Origin of the sequence: uncultured Microbulbifer sp. (assembly GCF_947498635.1) — a bacterium.
Classification (GTDB): domain Bacteria; phylum Pseudomonadota; class Gammaproteobacteria; order Pseudomonadales; family Cellvibrionaceae; genus Microbulbifer; species Microbulbifer echini.
The window spans coordinates 1-19187 of record NZ_CANMKV010000030.1 but is presented as its reverse complement, the minus strand read 5'-3'; the positions used below and the strand labels follow the sequence as shown (position 1 = coordinate 19187).

At 54.4% G+C, this 19187-nt stretch carries 10 protein-coding genes; 8 read left to right on the top strand and 2 right to left on the bottom strand.

The features are described 5' to 3' along the window. Nucleotides 1–5 precede the first annotated feature (5 nt). The 6 genes from Q1A69_RS14745 to Q1A69_RS14720 all read left to right on the top strand — a co-directional run bounded on the left by Q1A69_RS14745 (nt 6) and on the right by Q1A69_RS14720 (nt 15457). Nucleotides 6–269, top strand: a complete 264-nt coding sequence (locus Q1A69_RS14745; RefSeq protein ID WP_299586880.1) for a HypC/HybG/HupF family hydrogenase formation chaperone — start codon at nt 6–8, stop codon at nt 267–269. Then, entirely contained in the window at nt 262–1380 is a 1119-nt protein-coding gene (gene hypD, locus Q1A69_RS14740; RefSeq protein ID WP_299586877.1) for a hydrogenase formation protein HypD, read from the top strand. The genes Q1A69_RS14745 and hypD overlap by 8 nt, the downstream gene beginning before the upstream one ends. Next, on the top strand, nt 1346–2383 hold the full coding sequence (gene hypE, locus Q1A69_RS14735) for a hydrogenase expression/formation protein HypE (protein ID WP_299586874.1): 1038 nt from the start codon (nt 1346–1348) through the stop codon (nt 2381–2383). The genes hypD and hypE overlap by 35 nt, the downstream gene beginning before the upstream one ends. A gap of 261 nt (nt 2384–2644) precedes the next feature. Further along, the gene (locus tag Q1A69_RS14730; protein ID WP_299586871.1) at nt 2645–5380 is read left to right on the top strand and encodes a cation-transporting P-type ATPase; all 2736 of its coding nucleotides are present in this window, start codon (nt 2645–2647) and stop codon (nt 5378–5380) included. 454 nt (nt 5381–5834) lie between these two features. Next, the gene (locus Q1A69_RS14725) at nt 5835–6812 is read left to right on the top strand and encodes a universal stress protein (protein WP_299586869.1); all 978 of its coding nucleotides are present in this window, start codon (nt 5835–5837) and stop codon (nt 6810–6812) included. After that, entirely contained in the window at nt 6809–15457 is an 8649-nt protein-coding gene (locus Q1A69_RS14720; RefSeq protein ID WP_299586866.1) for a glucoamylase family protein, read from the top strand. The genes Q1A69_RS14725 and Q1A69_RS14720 overlap by 4 nt, the downstream gene beginning before the upstream one ends. Before the next feature lie 113 nt (nt 15458–15570). On the opposite strand, the gene Q1A69_RS14715 is transcribed toward Q1A69_RS14720, so the two are convergent. Next, nucleotides 15571–16140, bottom strand: coding sequence for a carboxymuconolactone decarboxylase family protein (locus Q1A69_RS14715; protein ID WP_299586863.1), 570 nt, complete (start codon nt 16138–16140; stop codon nt 15571–15573). Between the two features lie 481 nt (nt 16141–16621). Here Q1A69_RS14715 and Q1A69_RS14710 point away from each other — a divergent pair, with 481 nt between their 5' ends. Beyond that, nucleotides 16622–17314, top strand: coding sequence for a hypothetical protein (locus Q1A69_RS14710; protein ID WP_299586860.1), 693 nt, complete (start codon nt 16622–16624; stop codon nt 17312–17314). An 80-nt stretch (nt 17315–17394) separates the two neighbouring features. Here Q1A69_RS14710 and Q1A69_RS14705 read toward each other — a convergent pair whose 3' ends face one another. Then, nucleotides 17395–18090, bottom strand: coding sequence for a hypothetical protein (locus Q1A69_RS14705; protein WP_299586857.1), 696 nt, complete (start codon nt 18088–18090; stop codon nt 17395–17397). Nucleotides 18091–18988: 898 nt separating this feature from the next. On the opposite strand from Q1A69_RS14705, the gene Q1A69_RS20415 reads away from it, so the two are divergent. Beyond that, the gene (locus Q1A69_RS20415; protein ID WP_366525591.1) at nt 18989–19132 is read left to right on the top strand and encodes an urea transporter; all 144 of its coding nucleotides are present in this window, start codon (nt 18989–18991) and stop codon (nt 19130–19132) included. The last annotated feature ends 55 nt before the right edge of the window (nt 19133–19187 follow it).

The following is a 19187-nucleotide window of genomic DNA, read 5'->3' as shown; positions in this document are numbered from 1 at the left end:
CCAGGATGTGTTTAGCCGTCCCAGGCCTTATCGAGGATATCCACGACAATTCCCCCTTGCAGCGCCTGGGAAAAGTACGTTTTGGCGGTATTGCGCGTGAGGTCAACTTAACACTGGTCCCCGATGCCGGCGTTGGCGACTATGTGATCGTACATGTGGGCATCGCTATCAGCCGGATACAGGAAGAAGAAGCGGGCCGGGTTTTCCGTGACCTGGAAGCACTGGACAGAGCAAGCAATCAGGGGGGATGCGGTGAAATTTGTGAGTGAATACCGCCAGAGCGATAGCATTCTGAAAGTTGCCGCACAAATCCGCAAAGTTACCACCCAACCCTGGACAATTATGGAAGTCTGCGGCGGCCAGACACACGCTATCGTTAAAAACCGACTCGATCAGTTGTTACCACCAGCAGTGGAATTGGTACACGGCCCAGGCTGCCCTGTGTGTGTCACACCTCTGGAGCAAATTGATCGAGCCATCGCCATTGCCGCCCTACCAGAGGTAATTTTCTGCTCATTCGGCGATATGTTGCGAGTACCAGGCTCGGAGAGTAGCCTGCTCGATATCAAAGCCGGTGGGGCCGATATCCGCATCGTGTACTCGCCCTTACAGGCGGTAAAGATCGCCGAGGAAAACCCCGCAAAGCAAGTGGTTTTTTTTGCTGTGGGCTTCGAAACCACCGCAACCGCCAACGCCCTGGCCGTCACTCAGGCCCACAGCCAATCGCTGCAAAACTTTTCCCTGCTTGTCTCCCAGTTTCTGGTGGCACCGGCGATTAGATCCATTTGTTCCGCCTCGGATACGCGAGTTCAGGGATTCCTTGCCGCTGGTCATGTGTGCTCGATAACCGGGTACGAAAGCTACCGGCCTCTGGCGGAACAGTATCGGGTGCCCATCGTCGTCACCGGGTTTGAGCCCCTGGATATTCTCGAAGGGCTGTTGATGTGCCTGCGCCAGTTGGAGCGAGAGGAATGTCGGGTGGAGAACCAGTACACAAGGGCGGTGGATCGAACGGGCAACCGAGAGGCACAGGCGCTGCTGAACCGGGTGTTTAGGGTTTCTTCCCAACACTGGCGGGGGCTGGGAGAAATGCCTGCCAGTGGTTTAAAGCTACATCAAGCGTTTATTGGCTTAGATGCTGCGCAAAGATTTGCTCTGCCCGATATCAATCCGGTGGAGCAAAACCACTGTATCAGCGGCGACATTATGCTCGGCCACAAAAAACCACACGATTGCCCACATTTCGGCCAGGAGTGCCGCCCCGAGCGCCCCCTGGGTGCCCCCATGGTTTCCTCCGAGGGAGCCTGCTCCGCGTATTACCGCCACAGCCAACAGGTGAAAGCCAGTGAACATCCAATGTCCACTCCCAACAATCCATAGGGAAACTATTCGACTCGGACACGGCAGCGGTGGGGAGATGACGCAGCAGCTGTTGAGCACATATATCCAACCCCTATTTAACAACGCCTGGATCGATCAGGCCCACGACAGCGCAACCTTACCTTGGGGCGCCGATCGCCTGGTATTTACCACAGATTCTTTTGTAATTACCCCACTGTTTTTCCCCGGTGGGGATATCGGCAAACTTGCCATATACGGCACCGTAAACGATCTGGCCATGGGCGCCGCCGAGGCAAAATTCTTGAGCTGCAGCCTGATATTGGAAGAAGGACTGCCACTGGAAACCCTCAAAAAAGTGCTGCAATCCATGGCCGTCGCGGCGGAGGAGACTGGGGTAAAACTGGTGACCGGCGATACCAAAGTCGTAGAGAGAGGCAAGGGCGATGGTATTTATATCAATACCAGCGGTGTGGGCACACTAATGGGCGGTCAACCAATCGCCCCCAGCCGCATCCGCTCCGGCGACCAAATTCTGTTATCTGGCGATATCGGCCGCCACGGTATTGCCATTATGGCAAGCCGGGAGGGCCTGGATTTCGAAAGCGCACTGAACAGTGATTGCGCCCCGCTCAATAGCGCTGTTTCAGCATTGATACGAGGGGGAGTGACTCTGCATTGCTTGCGGGATCTCACTCGCGGTGGCCTGGCCACGGCACTGGTTGAACTCGCCGAAACCAGTGGCAGGGCAATTGAAGTGGAGGAAAGCCAAATACCCGTCGGCGAATCGGTGCAAGGGGCCTGCGAAATGCTTGGGCTGGACCCTCTCTATGTTGCCAATGAAGGCCGTTTTGTCGCATTTGTGCCAGAGGAATCCGTAGATTTGGCCAGCTCGATTCTGCGTGAAACTCAGGTTGGATCCTCCTGTGCGAAGATTGGGCGGGTCACCGACAAGACCGATGCTCAGGTAACCCTGAGAAACAACCTGGGATGTGACCGGCTGTTACAGCGCTTGCCAGGGGAACAGTTGCCAAGAATTTGCTGAGTCCGGCTGAATTCTGCGCTGTTCTCGCCCTGCGCCTGATATACCTACTTGGGGTATCTACTACTGGGGTACCTACTGGCTGAAGCCCTGGGCGGGCACTCTTTGATCATTAAACACCCTCATTATCTGGATATCGCGCCGCTGGCGGCGCTTTACTGCGTTACTGGGTGAAGATCTTTTCACAGCCGGGACCCATGTACTTTTCTGACCATTGCTATTCTCTGGCAAATACCAGGAAAGGTAATCGAGTAAAGGTGATCCGTGCCTCAGACGAAGCCCGAAAAGAATTGGCACGCACTACCACAAAAGGCCGTGCTCTCCGCGCTGGGTACATCAATGCTCGGGCTCAGCGAGCCCGAGGCGACAGCGCGGCTAGAAACCCATGGCCCCAACTGCCTGCCGGCACCTCCTCGCAAAAGATTACTGCGACGCTTCTTCTCACACTTCAACAATATTCTGATCTATGTGCTGTTGGCTGCGGCACTAATCACCGGTGTACTGCAACACTGGGTAGACACCGCGGTAATCCTTGCCGTGGTTATCGTCAATGCAGCGATCGGTTTCGCCCAGGAGGGAAAAGCCGAGAAAGCAATGGATGCTATCCGCCATATGCTGGCACCGCGGGCCGCCGTGATACGGGATAAGCAAAGGCAAACCGTGCCCGGCCGAAACCTGGTCCCCGGCGATCTTGTGTTCATTGAAGCCGGGGACAAGGTACCTGCCGATTTGCGCCTACTAACCGCCCACGGTTTGCAGATTCAGGAAGCCATTCTGACCGGAGAATCCCTCGCCGTGGAAAAACGCACCGACCCGGTAAGCATCGACGCAGCACTGGGGGACCGCTCTTGTCTGGCCTATAGCGGTACCAATGTCACTACTGGCCAGGGCCTGGGAGTGGTGTTCGCCACTGGCGAAGAGACCGAGATCGGCCACATCAGCGGTATGCTCGCCAATGTCCAACGCCTAACCACTCCACTGATTGAACAGATGGGCAACTTTGCCAAGTGGCTTGCCATTTTTATTCTGGCCGTTGCCGCCTTGATCTTGGCCTTCGGATTGTTTGTTTTACGGCACGATTTTGCCGAGCTGTTTATGGCCATTGTGGGTCTTTCCGTAGCGGCTATCCCAGAAGGTCTGCCCGCGGTACTGACGATTACTTTGGCCGTAGGAGTGCAGGCTATGGCGCGACGCAACGCCATTGTTCGTCGCCTTCCTGCCATCGAAACTCTGGGATCGGTCTCGGTGATTTGCACCGACAAGACCGGCACCCTTACACGCAACGAAATGAGTGTTGCATCAGTGATCACTGGCGATGGCCAGCACTACACGATTAGCGGGAATGGTTATGAACCGCTAGGAGAGATAAAGCCGGCAGATAATCCCCAGTCTACTCCCAACCGCCTGCCACTGTCTGAACTCGCCCATATCGCAGTCCTGTGCAATGACGCAGAGCTCAGGAAAAAGGGAAATACCTGGACAGTCGAAGGCGATCCTATGGAGGGCGCGCTGTTAACTTTTGCCGCAAAGGCGGGAATGGATGCTGCGCAGACACGGAAGTATTGGGCCCGCACCGATATCATCCCCTTTGATTCGGGGCATAAATTTATGGCCACTCTGAATCACGATCATGAAAACCATGCTCTTATCGCCGTTAAGGGAGCACCCGAACAGATTCTGACAATGTGCGAAACCTGTCGCATAACGGTAGGGCGCGATTCAGAACTGAAAGAAAACGATTGGCGAAGGTTGGCGGAAGCGCTCGCTGCACAGGGCCAACGTGTACTTGCCCTCGCCATCAAGACAGTGACGCCGGAACACACGGTTCTGGAACACTCGGACGTGCAGGGAACATTGACGCTTTTGGGTCTCGTCGGTTTGATCGACCCACCTCGCCAGGAAGCCATTGCGGCGGTGGCAGAGTGTCGAAAAGCCGGCATCCGGGTAAAAATGATCACCGGCGATCATATTGCAACCGCCAAAGCCATCGGGCAGCAGATCGGCTTGCTCTGCCCCAACAGGGCGATGACCGGTGCAGACATCGATAACCTGGATGACAAAACCCTGGGCGAGGAAGTACTGAAGACAGATATTTTCGCTCGCACCCGACCCGAGCACAAACTGCGACTGGTGGCTGCGTTACAGGCACACAGCTTAACCGTGGCAATGACCGGCGATGGCGTTAACGATGCACCAGCACTTAAGCGTGCCGATGTCGGCATCGCAATGGGTCAAAAGGGCAGTGAAGCCGCCAAGGAAGCCTCCGAGCTGGTCCTGGCGGATGATGATTTCGCCTCTATCGGCGCCGCAGTGCGAGAGGGGCGCACGGTTTATGACAATATAAAGAAGGTCATCAGCTGGACCCTGCCGACGAACGCCGGTGAGGCCTCAACCATTATCGTGGCCTTAGTTTTTGGCATGGTGCTGCCAATAACCCCCATTCAGATATTATGGGTGAACCTGATTACCGCCGTTACGCTCGGTATCGCACTTGCTTTTGAGCCCACCGAAGAAAACACCATGCGCCGCCCACCCCGACTTCGCAGCGAACCACTGCTAACGAATGTACTGGTATGGCATATCGCATTGGTAAGCATTTTGTTTCTGTGCGGTGTATTTGGGGTCTACACCTACGCCACCGAGCGGCAGTATTCTTTGGATATGGCGCGGACCATGGCGATGAACACTTTAGTGGTGATGGAAATATTCCACCTGTTCTTTATTCGCAACATGTATGGCACGTCGCTGACCTGGAAGGCCGTACGTGGCACCACTGTAGTATGGCTTGCCGTGCTAGTGGTGTGTGCGGGCCAATTTGCCATGACCTACCTCCCACCAATGCAGAAAATATTCGCCACAGAGGCGGTATCATTTGCGGATGGAATACTGATCGTGGGTATAGGGGTAGTGCTTTTTGCGATCGTCGAGACCGAGAAACAGATACGCTTACGCCTTTTCAAGCACGCAGCGTTCAGCGGTTCACGCCTGGAGCCCGATTAAATACTCGGGATAAACCTTAAGGGATGGGATTACGCCAGTGAACTTTCCCCGGGTTCTAGGAGGAACCTGTACCTATCTTTACCAGACCTCCTCACCTTGAAACGGTTTTCCCCACAGCTACGTATTATTCTCATCGGCATTTAAATACCAGGCTGTCGACCCCCCAGGACGTACACCCGCCAGTGATATCACCAGAATCATTTCGAAACTGGCGTCGCGAATCAGCGACAGCCTTCATTTTCAGTTATGTGGTACCCAGATTCTCAGGTTGACACTAGAAACAACACCGTGCCCGGCAAGTTGAAATACCCTTGACCTTAGCCAGACTGAGCTGCGATCGCGATGCAAATTTCGCTTAAAAACCGGGAAAAATCGCAAAGCCAAAACCATCTGTCGCCAATTTCTTTGAGATTCATCGAATATCCATTGCCGGCCCCCGGCTGGGAGTACTGACATGCCGTTTAAACACATTTTACTTCCTCTTGACGGCTCCTCCATTGCCGAGGAAGCCATCGCCCATGCGGTGATGCTCGCACGCAACAGCGGTGCGAAAATCCATCTCCTGCATGTACAAATGTCTGACGAACAGAGTATCGATCCAGTGGATTGGCGCCTGCGCCGGGTGGAATTACGTAGCTACCTGAACCGCCTTGCCGAGCGTATCTCCGAAAAGGAAATTGCCGTAACCCAATCTGTAGTGGAGGGCCGCCCAGCCGAACAGATTGTCGAGTACTGCGATGAAATGGATATCGACCTGATTGTTTTTACCGCCTATGGCAAGGGAGGGGTTAGCCGCTTCGACTTTGGAAGCACCGCCCAAAAGTTGTTCAGTGGTTCGGGGCGCTCGTTCATCATAGTGCGTCCTGGTTTGAGACCACCGAATCAGGAAAACATGTCCTATCGCCGTATTTTGGTATCGATGGATGGCTCTTCACATTCCGAGTGGGTAGCCTGCCAGGCAGCTTCCATGATGCGTGGACAAGAGATGGAAATGATCCTGCTGCAGGTCATTGCTGTACCCGAAATGCCTCGGCGTATGCCCATCACGCGCGAGGAACACGCCACTCGAGAAAAGTTTGTCGAGTGTAATCGCCGCGCAGGAGAGGCCTATCTGGAGGAAATAGCTCGACAGTTGGAAAACGGCATCAAAGTACGCCCACTATTACTTGTTGCCCAAAATGTCGCCGAAACCATTTATACCACCGCGGCTGATGAGGGGGTCAATCTGATCGCCATGAGCGCGCACGATTGGCAGACTGGTGAGCAACAGGTAACAGGCACAATTTGCCACACCGTGATGTCACACAGTGATCTTCCGGTGCTCGTATTCCAGGACCTACAAGAATCCCAGTTGCAAGCCCTTCGCGCCGGCACTGACGCCAGCCAAATTCGCCATCCGACTCTCCCGGTTAGAAATGAAGCACATCGATGAAATTGCGGTTTTGGAAAAGGAAGGATTCCGGCCAGGGGGACAAATTCTTTGTGCACCCCAAACCTCAGAAAATCACGCCCAAAACGGAGGCTGCCGCACAGTTAGAGAGCGACAACCCAAGCAGGGATAACGAACAGCAGCGCCTTGAAGATATAGCCGCACTGGCCAAGCGTCATCGCCAGCCCGCTCGCGCGGGTGGAGGTTATCGTTTGAGAGCCCATTTGCGGCAGCTGGAAAAACACTTCGAGAAAATATACCAACACCTGGCCGAACGAGTCGAAGCGGGCGAAAAGAGTACCCGCAGCGAGGAGTGGCTGCTGGATAATCGCCACGTGGTTCAGGAGGCTCTGCAGCTGGTGTGCGAGTCGTTGCCGGGGAACTACATAAAGCAGCTCCCCCAGGTTACCGCGCGCAATAAAAGCTCGGATTTACGAATCCATGCCCTGGCCAATGCCCTGATTATCGACTTCTCACAGCCGCTGGATATCCAATCCATTCACCAGTTAGTCGACTACTACCAGGAAGACGCGGTTTTAACGACTGGTGAACTCTGGGCACTGCCCGCACTGCTGCGACTTTGTCTGCTGGAACACCTGGCACAACGCGCCGAGGATGCGCTGGCGGGAAACGAAGAATTGGAGGAAGGACTCAGTGTCAGCATCGCCAGTGGCATTATCAGTTTACGGGAGCTGCGCAGTTGTAACTGGCGGGATTTTGTCGAATCCCTGAGTCGCGTAGAGCGAATTCTGTGTACAGATCCATCAACCGCCTATAGCGGTATGGACTTTGAAACACGTGACCGTTACCGGGATGTAGTTGAGAAGCTGGCCCGTGGCAGTGACAAAACCGAGCTTCAGGTTGCACAGTGTCTAGTGGATCTGTGCGCTGAGCAAGCGCCCGGTATGCGCACACGGCATGTGGGTTACTACCTGATAGACGAAGGGCGGCCTGAACTGGAAGCCGCGCTGGGATACCAACCGGGTTTCCTCGCACGCCTGCATTGGCAGTTATTACACCGGGCGCCCACGGTGTTTTTTTCCGGGCTGGCGCTTTTCTCCATTCCACCGCTTCTCGCTCTGGCTATTTACTTGCTTTTCGGTGGGACCTCTAGCGCTTTAACCCTGCTGGTTGTAGCTATTGCTGTCGTACCTGTGGTCGGTATGGCCCTGGCACTGGTCAATGGCCTGATCACCCACTGCCTGCCGCCACGCCTGCTCGCTAAAATGGATTTCGCAAAGGGGATACCGGGAGAGTGCCGCACAGTGGTCGTTATGCCGGTACTGTTTGCTGATGCGGAGGATATGCAGAGAATTCTTGAGTGCCTGGAGATTAATTACCTCAACAATGGCGATGAGAATCTTGTATATGCCGTCCTCAGCGACTTCGCAGATGCCCATGCACAAAATGCCCAAGGCGATGATGAGCTACTGCAAAACGCGAAAGCCTCCATTGAGGCTTTGAATCAGCGCCATACCAATAGCGAGGGGAGGGCGCCCTTTCTCATGTTGCACCGCGAGCGGCGCTGGAATTCAGTGGAAAAGTGCTGGATGGGTTGGGAGCGCAAGCGCGGCAAGCTTATCGAATTCAACCATCTGCTGTCGGGTCAGGAAGAGCACAGTTTCACCGTTTGCTTTGGCGACCGCGAACTGCTGCAGGATACCTGCTATGTGATTACGCTGGACGCCGACAGCCAGATGCCGCCGGAGACTGCGCGGCGACTTGTCGGGGCCATGGCACATCCGCTCAATCGTGCCGTCATCGACGATAGCTGCCGGCGGGTAGTCGCTGGCTACGGATTTCTCCAGCCGCGAGTGGAAACCGATCCGGCCAGTTCCGATGGAACCGTATTCAGCCAGATTTTCTCCGGTGATCGCACAGTGGATATTTATACCCATGCGGTATCCGATGCCTACCAGGACCTGTTCGGTGAGGCCATATTCACCGGTAAGGGTATCTACGACCCCAGGGTTTTTTCCCAGACTCTGGCCGGGCAACTCCCGGAAAACGCCATTCTCAGTCACGATCTCCTCGAGGGTGCCATCGGCAGTGTCGGGCTCCTTTCGGATGCCATTTTCTACGAGCAGTACCCGTCCAATATTTTCTCCATGCTGCGCCGCTCGCACCGCTGGATAAGAGGCGATTGGCAATTGCTGTCCTGGCTGCGCAAGCGTGTCTCTATCGATACGGGTGAAAACGTCAGTAACCCTCTACCGCCTATTCAGCGCTGGCAGATCGTCGACAATCTGCGCCGCAGCCTGGATGCGCCCTGCCTTCTCGCACTTTTCCTATTAGCCTGGAGCGGTTGGTTACCGGGCCACCCCTGGGCCTGGACCCTGGGGCTGTTGTTTTTGTCATCCGCGCCGGTGTGGCAGGAATTGCTCTCGATGATATGGCGCAGCATCGCCGACCCCAGCCGCGCCCACCTGCACCTGCGGGGAGGTCCGGCAGCCTTACAGCAGCGCTTTTTACACTGGTTACTATCCCTGGTCCTTTTACCAGTACTGGCAGTCAATGCACTGGACGCGATAGTTCGTACACTGTACCGACTGGGTGTCTCTCACCGTCACCTACTGCAGTGGACCTCGGCAGCGCATGTGAATCGCTCGGTCAGTAGATCCCTAAGCGCCAGCGGCAGCTGGCGGGAACTGTGGGTATCCCCGGCAATTGCATTGCTGACAATCGCCGGTCTTCTTTTTGGCGCGCCCGCCAATTTACTACCAGCGGCGCCTCTGATACTGGCCTGGCTGTTCGCCCCGCAGCTGGTGCAGCATATTAATCAGCCGCGTCCATTGGAGACCTCCTTCCTTACAGAAGAGGACAAACGCGAACTGCGCTTGTTAAGCCGCCGCACCTGGTTTTTCTTCGAACATTTCATGGGCCCAGACGACCACTGGCTGCCGCCGGATAACTACCAGGAAGAGCCGCTCGCAGTGCTGGCCCGGCGGACCTCGCCCACCAATATTGGCCTCGGCTTACTCTCCATCCTCAGTGCCTACGATTTCGGTTACCTGGATCTCAGCCTGCTATTGGCAAGGCTGAATAACAGCTTTGACAGAATGCGCGGGCTGGAGCGCTATCGCGGACATTTTCTCAACTGGTACGAGACGCGCGAATTGCGCCCGCTCAATCCGCGTTATGTCTCCACCGTGGACAGTGGAAATCTGGCCGGCAGTTTAATGACCCTGGCCAGTGGTCTGCAGGTGCTGCAAACTGAGCCTTTAAGCGGCCGCCAGTTGGTGTTGGGTATCACCGATACTCTCGATGCAATGGCGGAAACCCTACAGCCCGTCGATCCGGATTCCGCTTCCGATGACGTCCACGAGATCAACGCGCAAATTGCGCAGTTCCGCAAACGCCTGCAAGCTGGAGCGGAACACAATCGTTGGTGGCAAACCATCGATGATATCTACGAACGGGATGTGCCCTGGCTGCAGGAGCAGATGCTGAAACTGATTGAGGGTGATGAAAAGAATTTCAGCGCTGAGGCCCTGGGGCGCCTGCGCCAATGGCTCGATGAGTTGCACCGCCACGCCGTCGCAGCACGCCGCTATCAGGAAGAGCTTGAACCCTGGCTGCGGCTGATGCAGTCACCCCCGAAAGCCTGCCGGGACGGCGGTGAACGGGTGACCGAAAGCTTCACCACCCTTAAAACCCTGTTGAGTAGGCCCGTCTCACTCGCGACAATGACGGACGTCTGCGCAGAGGCGAGGGCCCAATTGCAGCAGCTCCAGGCGCTCCTCATCGGCGGCGCTGAGCAACGGCAGGATGAAGTCATTGCCTGGTGCGACAAGCTGCACCTCGCACTGGTTAGGGCGCGGGAAAACGCTGACAACTACCTCCTCGACATCTCGGATTTGGCCACGCGCGCGCGCGCGTGGGTTGAGGAAATGGACTTCGGCTTCCTGTATGACCGCGAACTACACCTTTTCCATATCGGCTACAACGTCACCGATGCCGCTTTGGACCCCAATCACTACGACCTGCTGGCCTCAGAGTCGCGCCTGACCGGCTTCCTGGCGATTGCCAAGGGCGATATCCCCGCGCGTCACTGGCGTCACCTGGAGCGTCCATTCCGGCATCTGCACCGGCGAGTGGTGCTGATGTCCTGGAGCGCAACCCTGTTCGAGTACTTGATGCCGCGGCTGTTGATGGAAACCCCAGACCACAGTTTGATGGGGCGGGCCTGTCGCAATGCAATTGAGATACACCGCAAATTCACCGCTAATTTTGCCTTGCCCTGGGGTATCGCCGAGTCCGGATATTACGAGCTGGACAGCCAACTGCATTACCAATACCGCGCGTTTGGGGTGCCGGGCATTGGTTTTCGCCGCGACCTCGGCGAGCGTCTCGTCATTACACCTTACGCCTCCATGATGGCGCTGCCCTTCGACGCCGCCGCAGTAATGGAAAACCTGCGCCATCTGCGTGCCGAGGGCGGCTATGGCCAGTTCGGCCTCTATGAAGCGATCGACTACGGCCGTACCGCCAAGCCAATACCGCGCCGTGCGCGCACTGTGCGTTCTTATATGAGCCACCATCAGGGAATGATCCTGCTGGCGATCAACAACTACCTGCACGACGACATCATGCAGGCGCGCTTCCACAGCGATGTGCGTATCGCCGGTCTGACACCGCTGTTGCACGAACGCGTGCCCACCGCGCGGCCCGCATTGAGGCCCTGGCAACAGCCCGGATTGCAACGCAGTTTCCACGCCGAAGGGGCATTGCGAAGCTGGTCGGCTCTGCCTGGGCGGCCCTATCCACAGTACAACTTGCTGTCCAATGGGCACCACAGCCTGCTGTTAGGGGCGGACGGTGCGGGGGGAAGCTACTGGCACAACATCGCTCTGACACGCTGGCAGGCGGATCCGACCAAGCACCAGTGGGGCCACTGGAATTATGTCCGCGACCTCGACAGCGGCGAACTCTTCTCCGTGGGCCTAGCGCCCTGTGGTGGCGATGCCGGCCACTGCATGACCAACTTCTCCCCGCAGAGCGCAGAGTTTCAACGCCGGGAATCGGATCTCTTCTGCCGCCTGCATATCGCCCTCAGCTCTCAGCATGATGTCGAAGCCCGTCGACTGGTCATCAAAAACGAGAGCGATCGTGAGCGCCACCTGCTATTGGCAGATTACGCAGAAGTGGTACTCGCACCAGAGCGCGAAGATCAACGCCATCCCGCCTTTGCCAAACTGTTTGTAGAGAGCCAGTACCTGCCCGAGGAACAGGTGATGCTCTATCGTCGTCGACCTCGCAGCAGTGATGAAAAGCCCATCTACATGGCCCACTGTGCATTGGTTTCCAATGCGGTGCATCACCGCCTGGGGTGGGAGACCGACCGAATGCGCTTTTTGGGGCGCGGTGGCTCACCCGCTCGCCCTCTGGCACTGGAGCATGGGATGGCCGGTTTCACCGGCACCACCGGACCGGTGCTCGACCCGGTAATCGCCTCGGCTCAAGAGGTAACCATACCGCCACAATCTGAAATCGAAGTGATCTATCTGACCGGGGCGAGCAAATCCCGGCGAGAGCTTCTTTCGGTGCTTCGCTCCTATCGATCGCGCCCTAAAGCGCGCTGGGTGTTCGACCTTGCACGTATGCAGTCGGAACAGGAGCTGCACAACCTGCACATTTCTCCTGTCGACGTACACTGGATGATGGATTTACTGTCGGCGGTACTGGCCCCCTCGGGGGGGCTCCGCCCGCCCTCCAGGGTCTTGGCTCACAGCCATCATATTCAGCGCTGCCTTTGGAGCCGGGGTATTTCTGGGGATAATCCGATACTACTGGTCGAAGTCCGCAGTGAGCCGGGAATCGATTTTGCCGAGTTGGTATTGCAGGCGCACACCCTCTGGAGTGGCCGCGGCCTGGCGATTGACCTGGTGATAATCGACGAGGATTCCGCCGGCTATTCTCAGCAGACTCGCGACCGACTGCAGGAGATGATCGCCGATATCCGTGGGCGCACTCTGCGTAAACTGGATGGCTCAGTGGTAATGGTACCGGGACAGGAACTGCCTGAATCTGACCGCATGGGCCTGCTGGCCGCGGCCCGCGTACTGCTCGATTCCACTGCGGGTTCTGTCGCCGCACAGCTTGAGAACAGCGCCTCAGCACTGCAGGCACAGCTACAGCCGCTACCGCCTTTCGTTCCAGTGCAGCCTGCCGACTATACGTCACTACCCACCCCCGTACTGGAGCGACCAAAGGACCTCTTGTTCGACAATGGTCTCGGCGGCTTCACGGCCGATGGCCGCGAGTACGTCCTGCATCTACAGGCCGGCAAAGCTGGGGAGCCGGGCCAGCGGCCTCCAGCCCCCTGGGTGAATGTTATCGCCAATCCCGATTTCGGCTGCCTGGTGTCCGAGGGTGGCTCCTGTTGCACTTGGAGCGGCAACAGCGGGGAGCATCGGCTGACGGCCTGGAATAACGATCCGGTGCGCGATCCCAGCGGCGAAGTTCTCTACCTGCGCGACGAAGAGAGCGCTGAGGTCTGGAGTCCCACCCCAGCACCGCGCCCCGCCAACGCCGATTACCAAGTGCGCCATGGCGCAGGCTACACCGAATACCGCCATAACAGCCACGGCCTGGAACAGTCCTGGCATATCACCGTCGATCGTGTTGCCCCAGTCAAAATTGGGCGTCTCACCCTGAAAAATTGCTGGAACAAACCTCGGCGCCTGACAGCTACTTACTATGTGGAGTGGGTGCAGGGATTGACCCGAAGCGGCAGCTGGGCGCACTTGGTCAACGAATTCGTCTCCGAAAGCAATGCGCTGTTGGCCCGCAACGCCTTCGTCCCAGACGCCAAGCCCGGCGTGGCCTTTCTCACCGCCAGCCTACCACCCCACGGCCTAACCACAGACCGCCACGAATTTATTGGCAGCGCCGGAAGTTCGCAGGCACCGGAGGCTCTGTTTCGCATCGGCCTCACCGGCCGAGTGCAGAGTGGTGGCGACCCTTGCGCCGCCTATCAGGTTCATATCGACTTAGCGGCCGGCGCGACACAACAGGTGTTTTTCGCGATGGGGGAGGGTGTGGATCGCGCTCAGGCGCTGGCCTTGGCCGATGAGTTTCAGGACCCGAACAGAGCCGCAGATTCGCAGCTTCAGTTCGAGCAATTTTGGGAAAACTATCTGAGTTCCGTGCAGGTACAAGTACCGGATAAGGCCACCGAACTGATGGTAAACCGCTGGCTACCGTATCAGACCCTGGCCTGCCGCCTGTGGGGACGCAGCGGCTTCTATCAGTCCAGCGGCGCCTTTGGTTTTCGCGATCAACTACAGGATGTCCAGGCGCTCTTGTGGACAGAGCCTGAATGGACCCGCCAACATATTTTGCGCACGGCCTCACGACAGTTCCAAGATGGCGATGTACTGCACTGGTGGCACGAAAATCCTTTACGTGGTGTGCGCACCCGCTGCTCCGATGACTTACTGTGGTTGCCCTTTGTCACAGCGCAGTACATCCGCACCACCGGCGACTACGCCATTTTGAATGAGCCAGTCACCTACCTCTCTGGGGCACCTCTTGGGAAGGACGAGCACGAGCGCTACGCGGAGTTCGATAACAGTGACGAATCGGGGTCCCTCTACGAACACTGCTGTCGCGCCATTGAGCGCGCCGGAGCAGTGGGCCCCCACGGCCTGCCAGTGATCGGCAACGGCGACTGGAACGACGGCTTCAGCCGCATTAGCACCACCGGCCGCGGCGAAAGCGTGTGGATGGGCTGGTTTCTCCTACGGGTTTGCCGCGATATGGCGCCTCTGTGCGACTATATTGGGGACTCCGCCCTGGCGGAATACTATCGCCTGCTGGGTGAGAATTTTCGCCAGCAGGTGGAGGAAAGTGGCTGGGATGGGGCCTGGTACCGACGCGCCTATTACGACGACGGCACTCCGATTGGCGCCAAGGAAAGTGATGAATGCCGAATCGACCTGATCGCGCAGACCTGGTCCGTACTCTCCCAGCAGGAACCAACCGAACGCGCACGCACCGCAATGGAATCCGCCGACAGGCATTTGGTCAACGAGGTCGCGCGACAGATACTGCTCCTCAAACCAGCGTTTAACCGCACTAAGAAAGACCCCGGCTACATCAAAGGTTATCCTCCAGGTATCCGCGAAAATGGTGGCCAATATACACATGCGGCCACCTGGGCGGTCTGGGCCGCCGCCGGACTAGGCCAGAGTGAACGTGCCTGGCACTACTTTAATTTGTTAAATCCGATTACCCATACGAACACACCTGCAGCCGTAGAGCGCTACCGCACCGAACCTTATGTGCTGGCTGGTGATGTCTACGGTGTAGAGCCTCACGTTGGGCGCGGCGGCTGGACTTGGTATTCCGGTGCTTCTGGGTGGCTTTATCGGAGCGCACTGGAGGCTTTATTGGGGGTAAAAATCCTCGACGGCGATCACCTTGTCATCGAGCCCTGTCTGCCTGAGTCCTGGGATAACTACCACCTGTCTCTGCGTTTTGGCGGCAGCCGCTATGCCATTGAAGTACAGCACTGCGGCGGGTGTCCGCGGGACATTGCCAAACTGACACTGGATAACGAAGAAATTTCCACCAATAAGATCCCGCTAATCGACGATGGCCAAGAACACAAAGTGGTTATGACATTCAAACCAACATTGCGATAGACAAAGATAGTCAATTCGGAACGCAGGGTGAGAGTTGTAGCCAGGAGTCGGGCGGCGAGAGCTACGTCTGAGGCTCGTACCCGGACTTGTATAGCACCAAACCTAAACTTCCATTAATCCTTATCGCTGGGAATACCAACATCGAAACCATTTAGGAGTGCAGAAATCTGATGATATCCGGCAACCAGGAAAATGAGCTCTGCAGCACCGCCTTCACCAAAAGCTTCTACCGCCATTTGCCATGTGGCCTCAGGTAAACGTCCACCCGCAGCAAGGGATACCGCAACACAGTACGCAGTACTTTCTGCACAAGTCAGGTCAACCGGGCGCTCCCCAGCTGCAATAGTGGCAATCTTATCGGATGCTAAATGGATCTGTTCACCAATAGCGGAGTGAGCGTACAGTTCATAACCCGCTTTAAAATGTGCACCTGTAGCCAAGATCGCAACCTCACGTACAGATTTTGGCAACGAGGGATTATCCGAAATCGCTTTTACGTAATCCCACCAGGGTTTGCCAAATTTGGGATAGCGAAGTGCCGGGGCCCAGGGGCCGAGCAAAGCCCCATCTTTGCGCTTTTTGATGAAACCAGAGAAATAGCCTTTCATCTCAGTGGCCATATCTTCATAGAGTGGTTTTTGTTCCTCGTTAAGATCACCAGGCGGGGTGGCTGGTATGCGCATTACGTATCTCCGTGGGTCACAGGTAGTTTACCGGATTACATCTGCTGTCATAAAAATTGAAGATAGCCCACTGTGTTCGTACTTGAATGAAAATCGTTATACTGGGGTTAGGGCCGTGAGGCCCAAACGAGGCCAAATAGTCTTCGACGAGTACCGTTTTCTTTACTTTAGTTGGCACACAGTTGTCGGAGTAGAAACCATCAGATAACAGTAGCCACAATCCTCAAGCTTTATTAAATTTACAACCGAATGTATTTAAAAGCTTCTACTATCATCCTTCCCCACAGTCATCAGTCTCTTCTCTCTATTCACTTGAAAATAAAAGGCAAGGGAATTGAGTCCATGAGGGAAGAACTTTTCCCTCCCGTAAGAGTCATATCTGCTGCCTCACAATCAGCATTTGGTTTTTATTAAAGGACATTGACCAACCCCATTAAGGAAATGGTCATCAATACCGATGGATCTGAGTAATAGAGTTGATTTGCAAAATAAAAGTAAAAAAGCAGAAACTTGGCGTCTAATAATTTCTTTGACACTTTCTCTTGGTGCACATGCCGTACTGATCTGCATCCCAATAGCATTAGCTCCACGAGCCCTAGAAACCAGGGAAGCCAGCAGGACCCCGATTGAAATTATACTGATTCGCAGGGATATAAAAAAAGTTCCACCAGTTGCAAATTCCAAGATTGATTATTTAACGGTAGAGCCTAACTCTACGCATTCAATAAGCCCTCAAAAACCGGAGAATAATACAAAAGAAAGATCCAGCGAAGTTGAGCCGAGAAGAAAATCTACAATTCGGGAAAATTACAAGGTGCAGGTGAAGACCAAGTTAAGACCAGAAAAACATCCAGTACCCACTGTAATCAACCCGCAGTTGAGCGTCCCTACAGATCCTCGAGCCGGAAGTCAATCCACTGTATTTGACCCAAAACTCGAAGAAAAGCTAATTCGTGACCGCAATAAAGTGCGTAAGTTTTTACCTAAAGATGCAAGATATAAGACCTCAACAGGTAGATTTGTTCAAATCGGGGATCGCTGCTGGGATGTTAAAGACGTACCTGTTAGTAACAAAAACTCTGATCTCAATCCATGGTTCAGAGCGAAATGCCCAAATAATTCCCGAGCTCAATCAGATATTGACCGCTTGGCAGAAAAGTATGGAATCCCCTGAGCCTAAGTAGAGAGGGTAGGGGGCAAAGCCCGGCCCATTTGGCCGGGCTTTGCCAGTGGATTTGCTAAGCGTGGGCAGTCTTACGGATGAATAAACTGGAGTCGAACTTTCTGCAGCCTCAAAAGAGTGGTTGCTGTATCAAACCGTACACGAGCAAGATAGTAACAACCTTGCGTATTAATGGGGCGGCTTGGTATGTTAATCGCCGTTGATCCATTTGCCGCATCAGTGCTCGTGCTATTAGTGACCAGTGTGTATGTTATAGCGCCGGCGCCAAAGGCAGGTTGACAAACCTCAAAAAGAAACGTTGCCATCGCCGCATTCGGGTCATTATCAGACCACCACCACCTAAAAAATTCCAAAGTGCCACCGTTTGGTAGGTCCCAAAACTGAGCGTCTGCAAATTGCTCAGTACCTAGACGGCTCAGTTCAACACCATTTCCTGCAGAATATAACCATTGCGATCCAGTGGTATCCTGCCGACCAATAAATGCCTTCGGTGTAATGGGTGAATAATCTGTACTCCCTGATGGGAATATCCCCTCTTGAGTATCAAGGTCGCCAGAGGAATACAAGGAAGAATCAAAGGGCCTTTCCGGGTCAGCGCCTTCAACGACATATACGTTATCCGCCTCTTTTTCAAAGCCCATAGCTTCCAGCGTAGCCGGATTGGTAATAAGGGTGTCTTTATCCCCAGCCAGAGCTGCCTGAGATATAGCTGAAAAACTAACAATTGCGGCAAGCCCGCAACTAAGCCACCGATAAGGATTCTGCATGTGTATTCTCCAAATTTGATAGCGGAATTTTTATTGAAATTCCGACCAGTTCTAAAGGCCGAATGGAACGGGCAAAAACAGATTTGCCCTCCGCCTTAGACAAGGGCAAGATATTTAATTAGTCGAGAAATTTGTTTCTGCAAGAATTGCTAAATTAAAGGCGGGGAAATCTTGGCGAGACCGGGTTTCTCACATTGATTTGAGACTTCGGGGTAATGACCTATATAAATTTAATCGATATTGAAAATATCGGGATAGCCATATGGCCCCTGGGTTATTTATTTAAAATCCAACAAGGACACGTCCAGTATGCCCATTATCTTCTAGTATTTTATAAAGCGCTCCGCCAACCATACACGTATTAAAGGTGCTTATTTTATAGTAATTATTAAAAATATGTTCCGGCATCAAAAGATATTCATTGTGGGCGAAAGCTATAATTACGTGAATTATTATTTATTCTGTGCAAACACAGATTTTTCCATTCAAACAAATGGGAAAGTGAGCGAGCAGGGTCCATATCAGTTTCATCCAATTCGATAATCAGTCATGGCACCTCTCCGATGAATAAAGAGACGACCTGAGTAGACTCGGTCTGTTGGGCTTTTAATATCTGGAGGCTAACATTATCCGCTTCTTCACCACCCGCAACCTATACAAGGACGACAACTTTGGCTTTTCACCTTGGTTTAATCCTATAAATAGGTAGGAAGAGCATTATCACCCCAGACTATCGTTTGATAACATGAAACGTGAGGTCGATACCGGATCTTTAGGACTGTAATCGTTAATAAAAAAGCCGAGAAGAGTAAGGAGATCTTTGGGGCTCGATCATGAACCACTAAACGATGACTGATAGCTATTTAAGTTACACGAAGAATCGCTATGCAAAAAGATTATGGCAAAGCCAACACCTATAAAAGTCAGATATTTCCTTATCAGTCTCTTCAGAGGCATTAGCCAAGTCATTCTTCAAAAAAATGCTTTGAGTGGCGTTTTATTCTTATTCGGAGTAGCAGTTATTAACCCGGCGGACAAATAGTTCTGTTATGCTGCATATTTAATCGATTCATGCCGGAAGTAGGATGCTACACGCG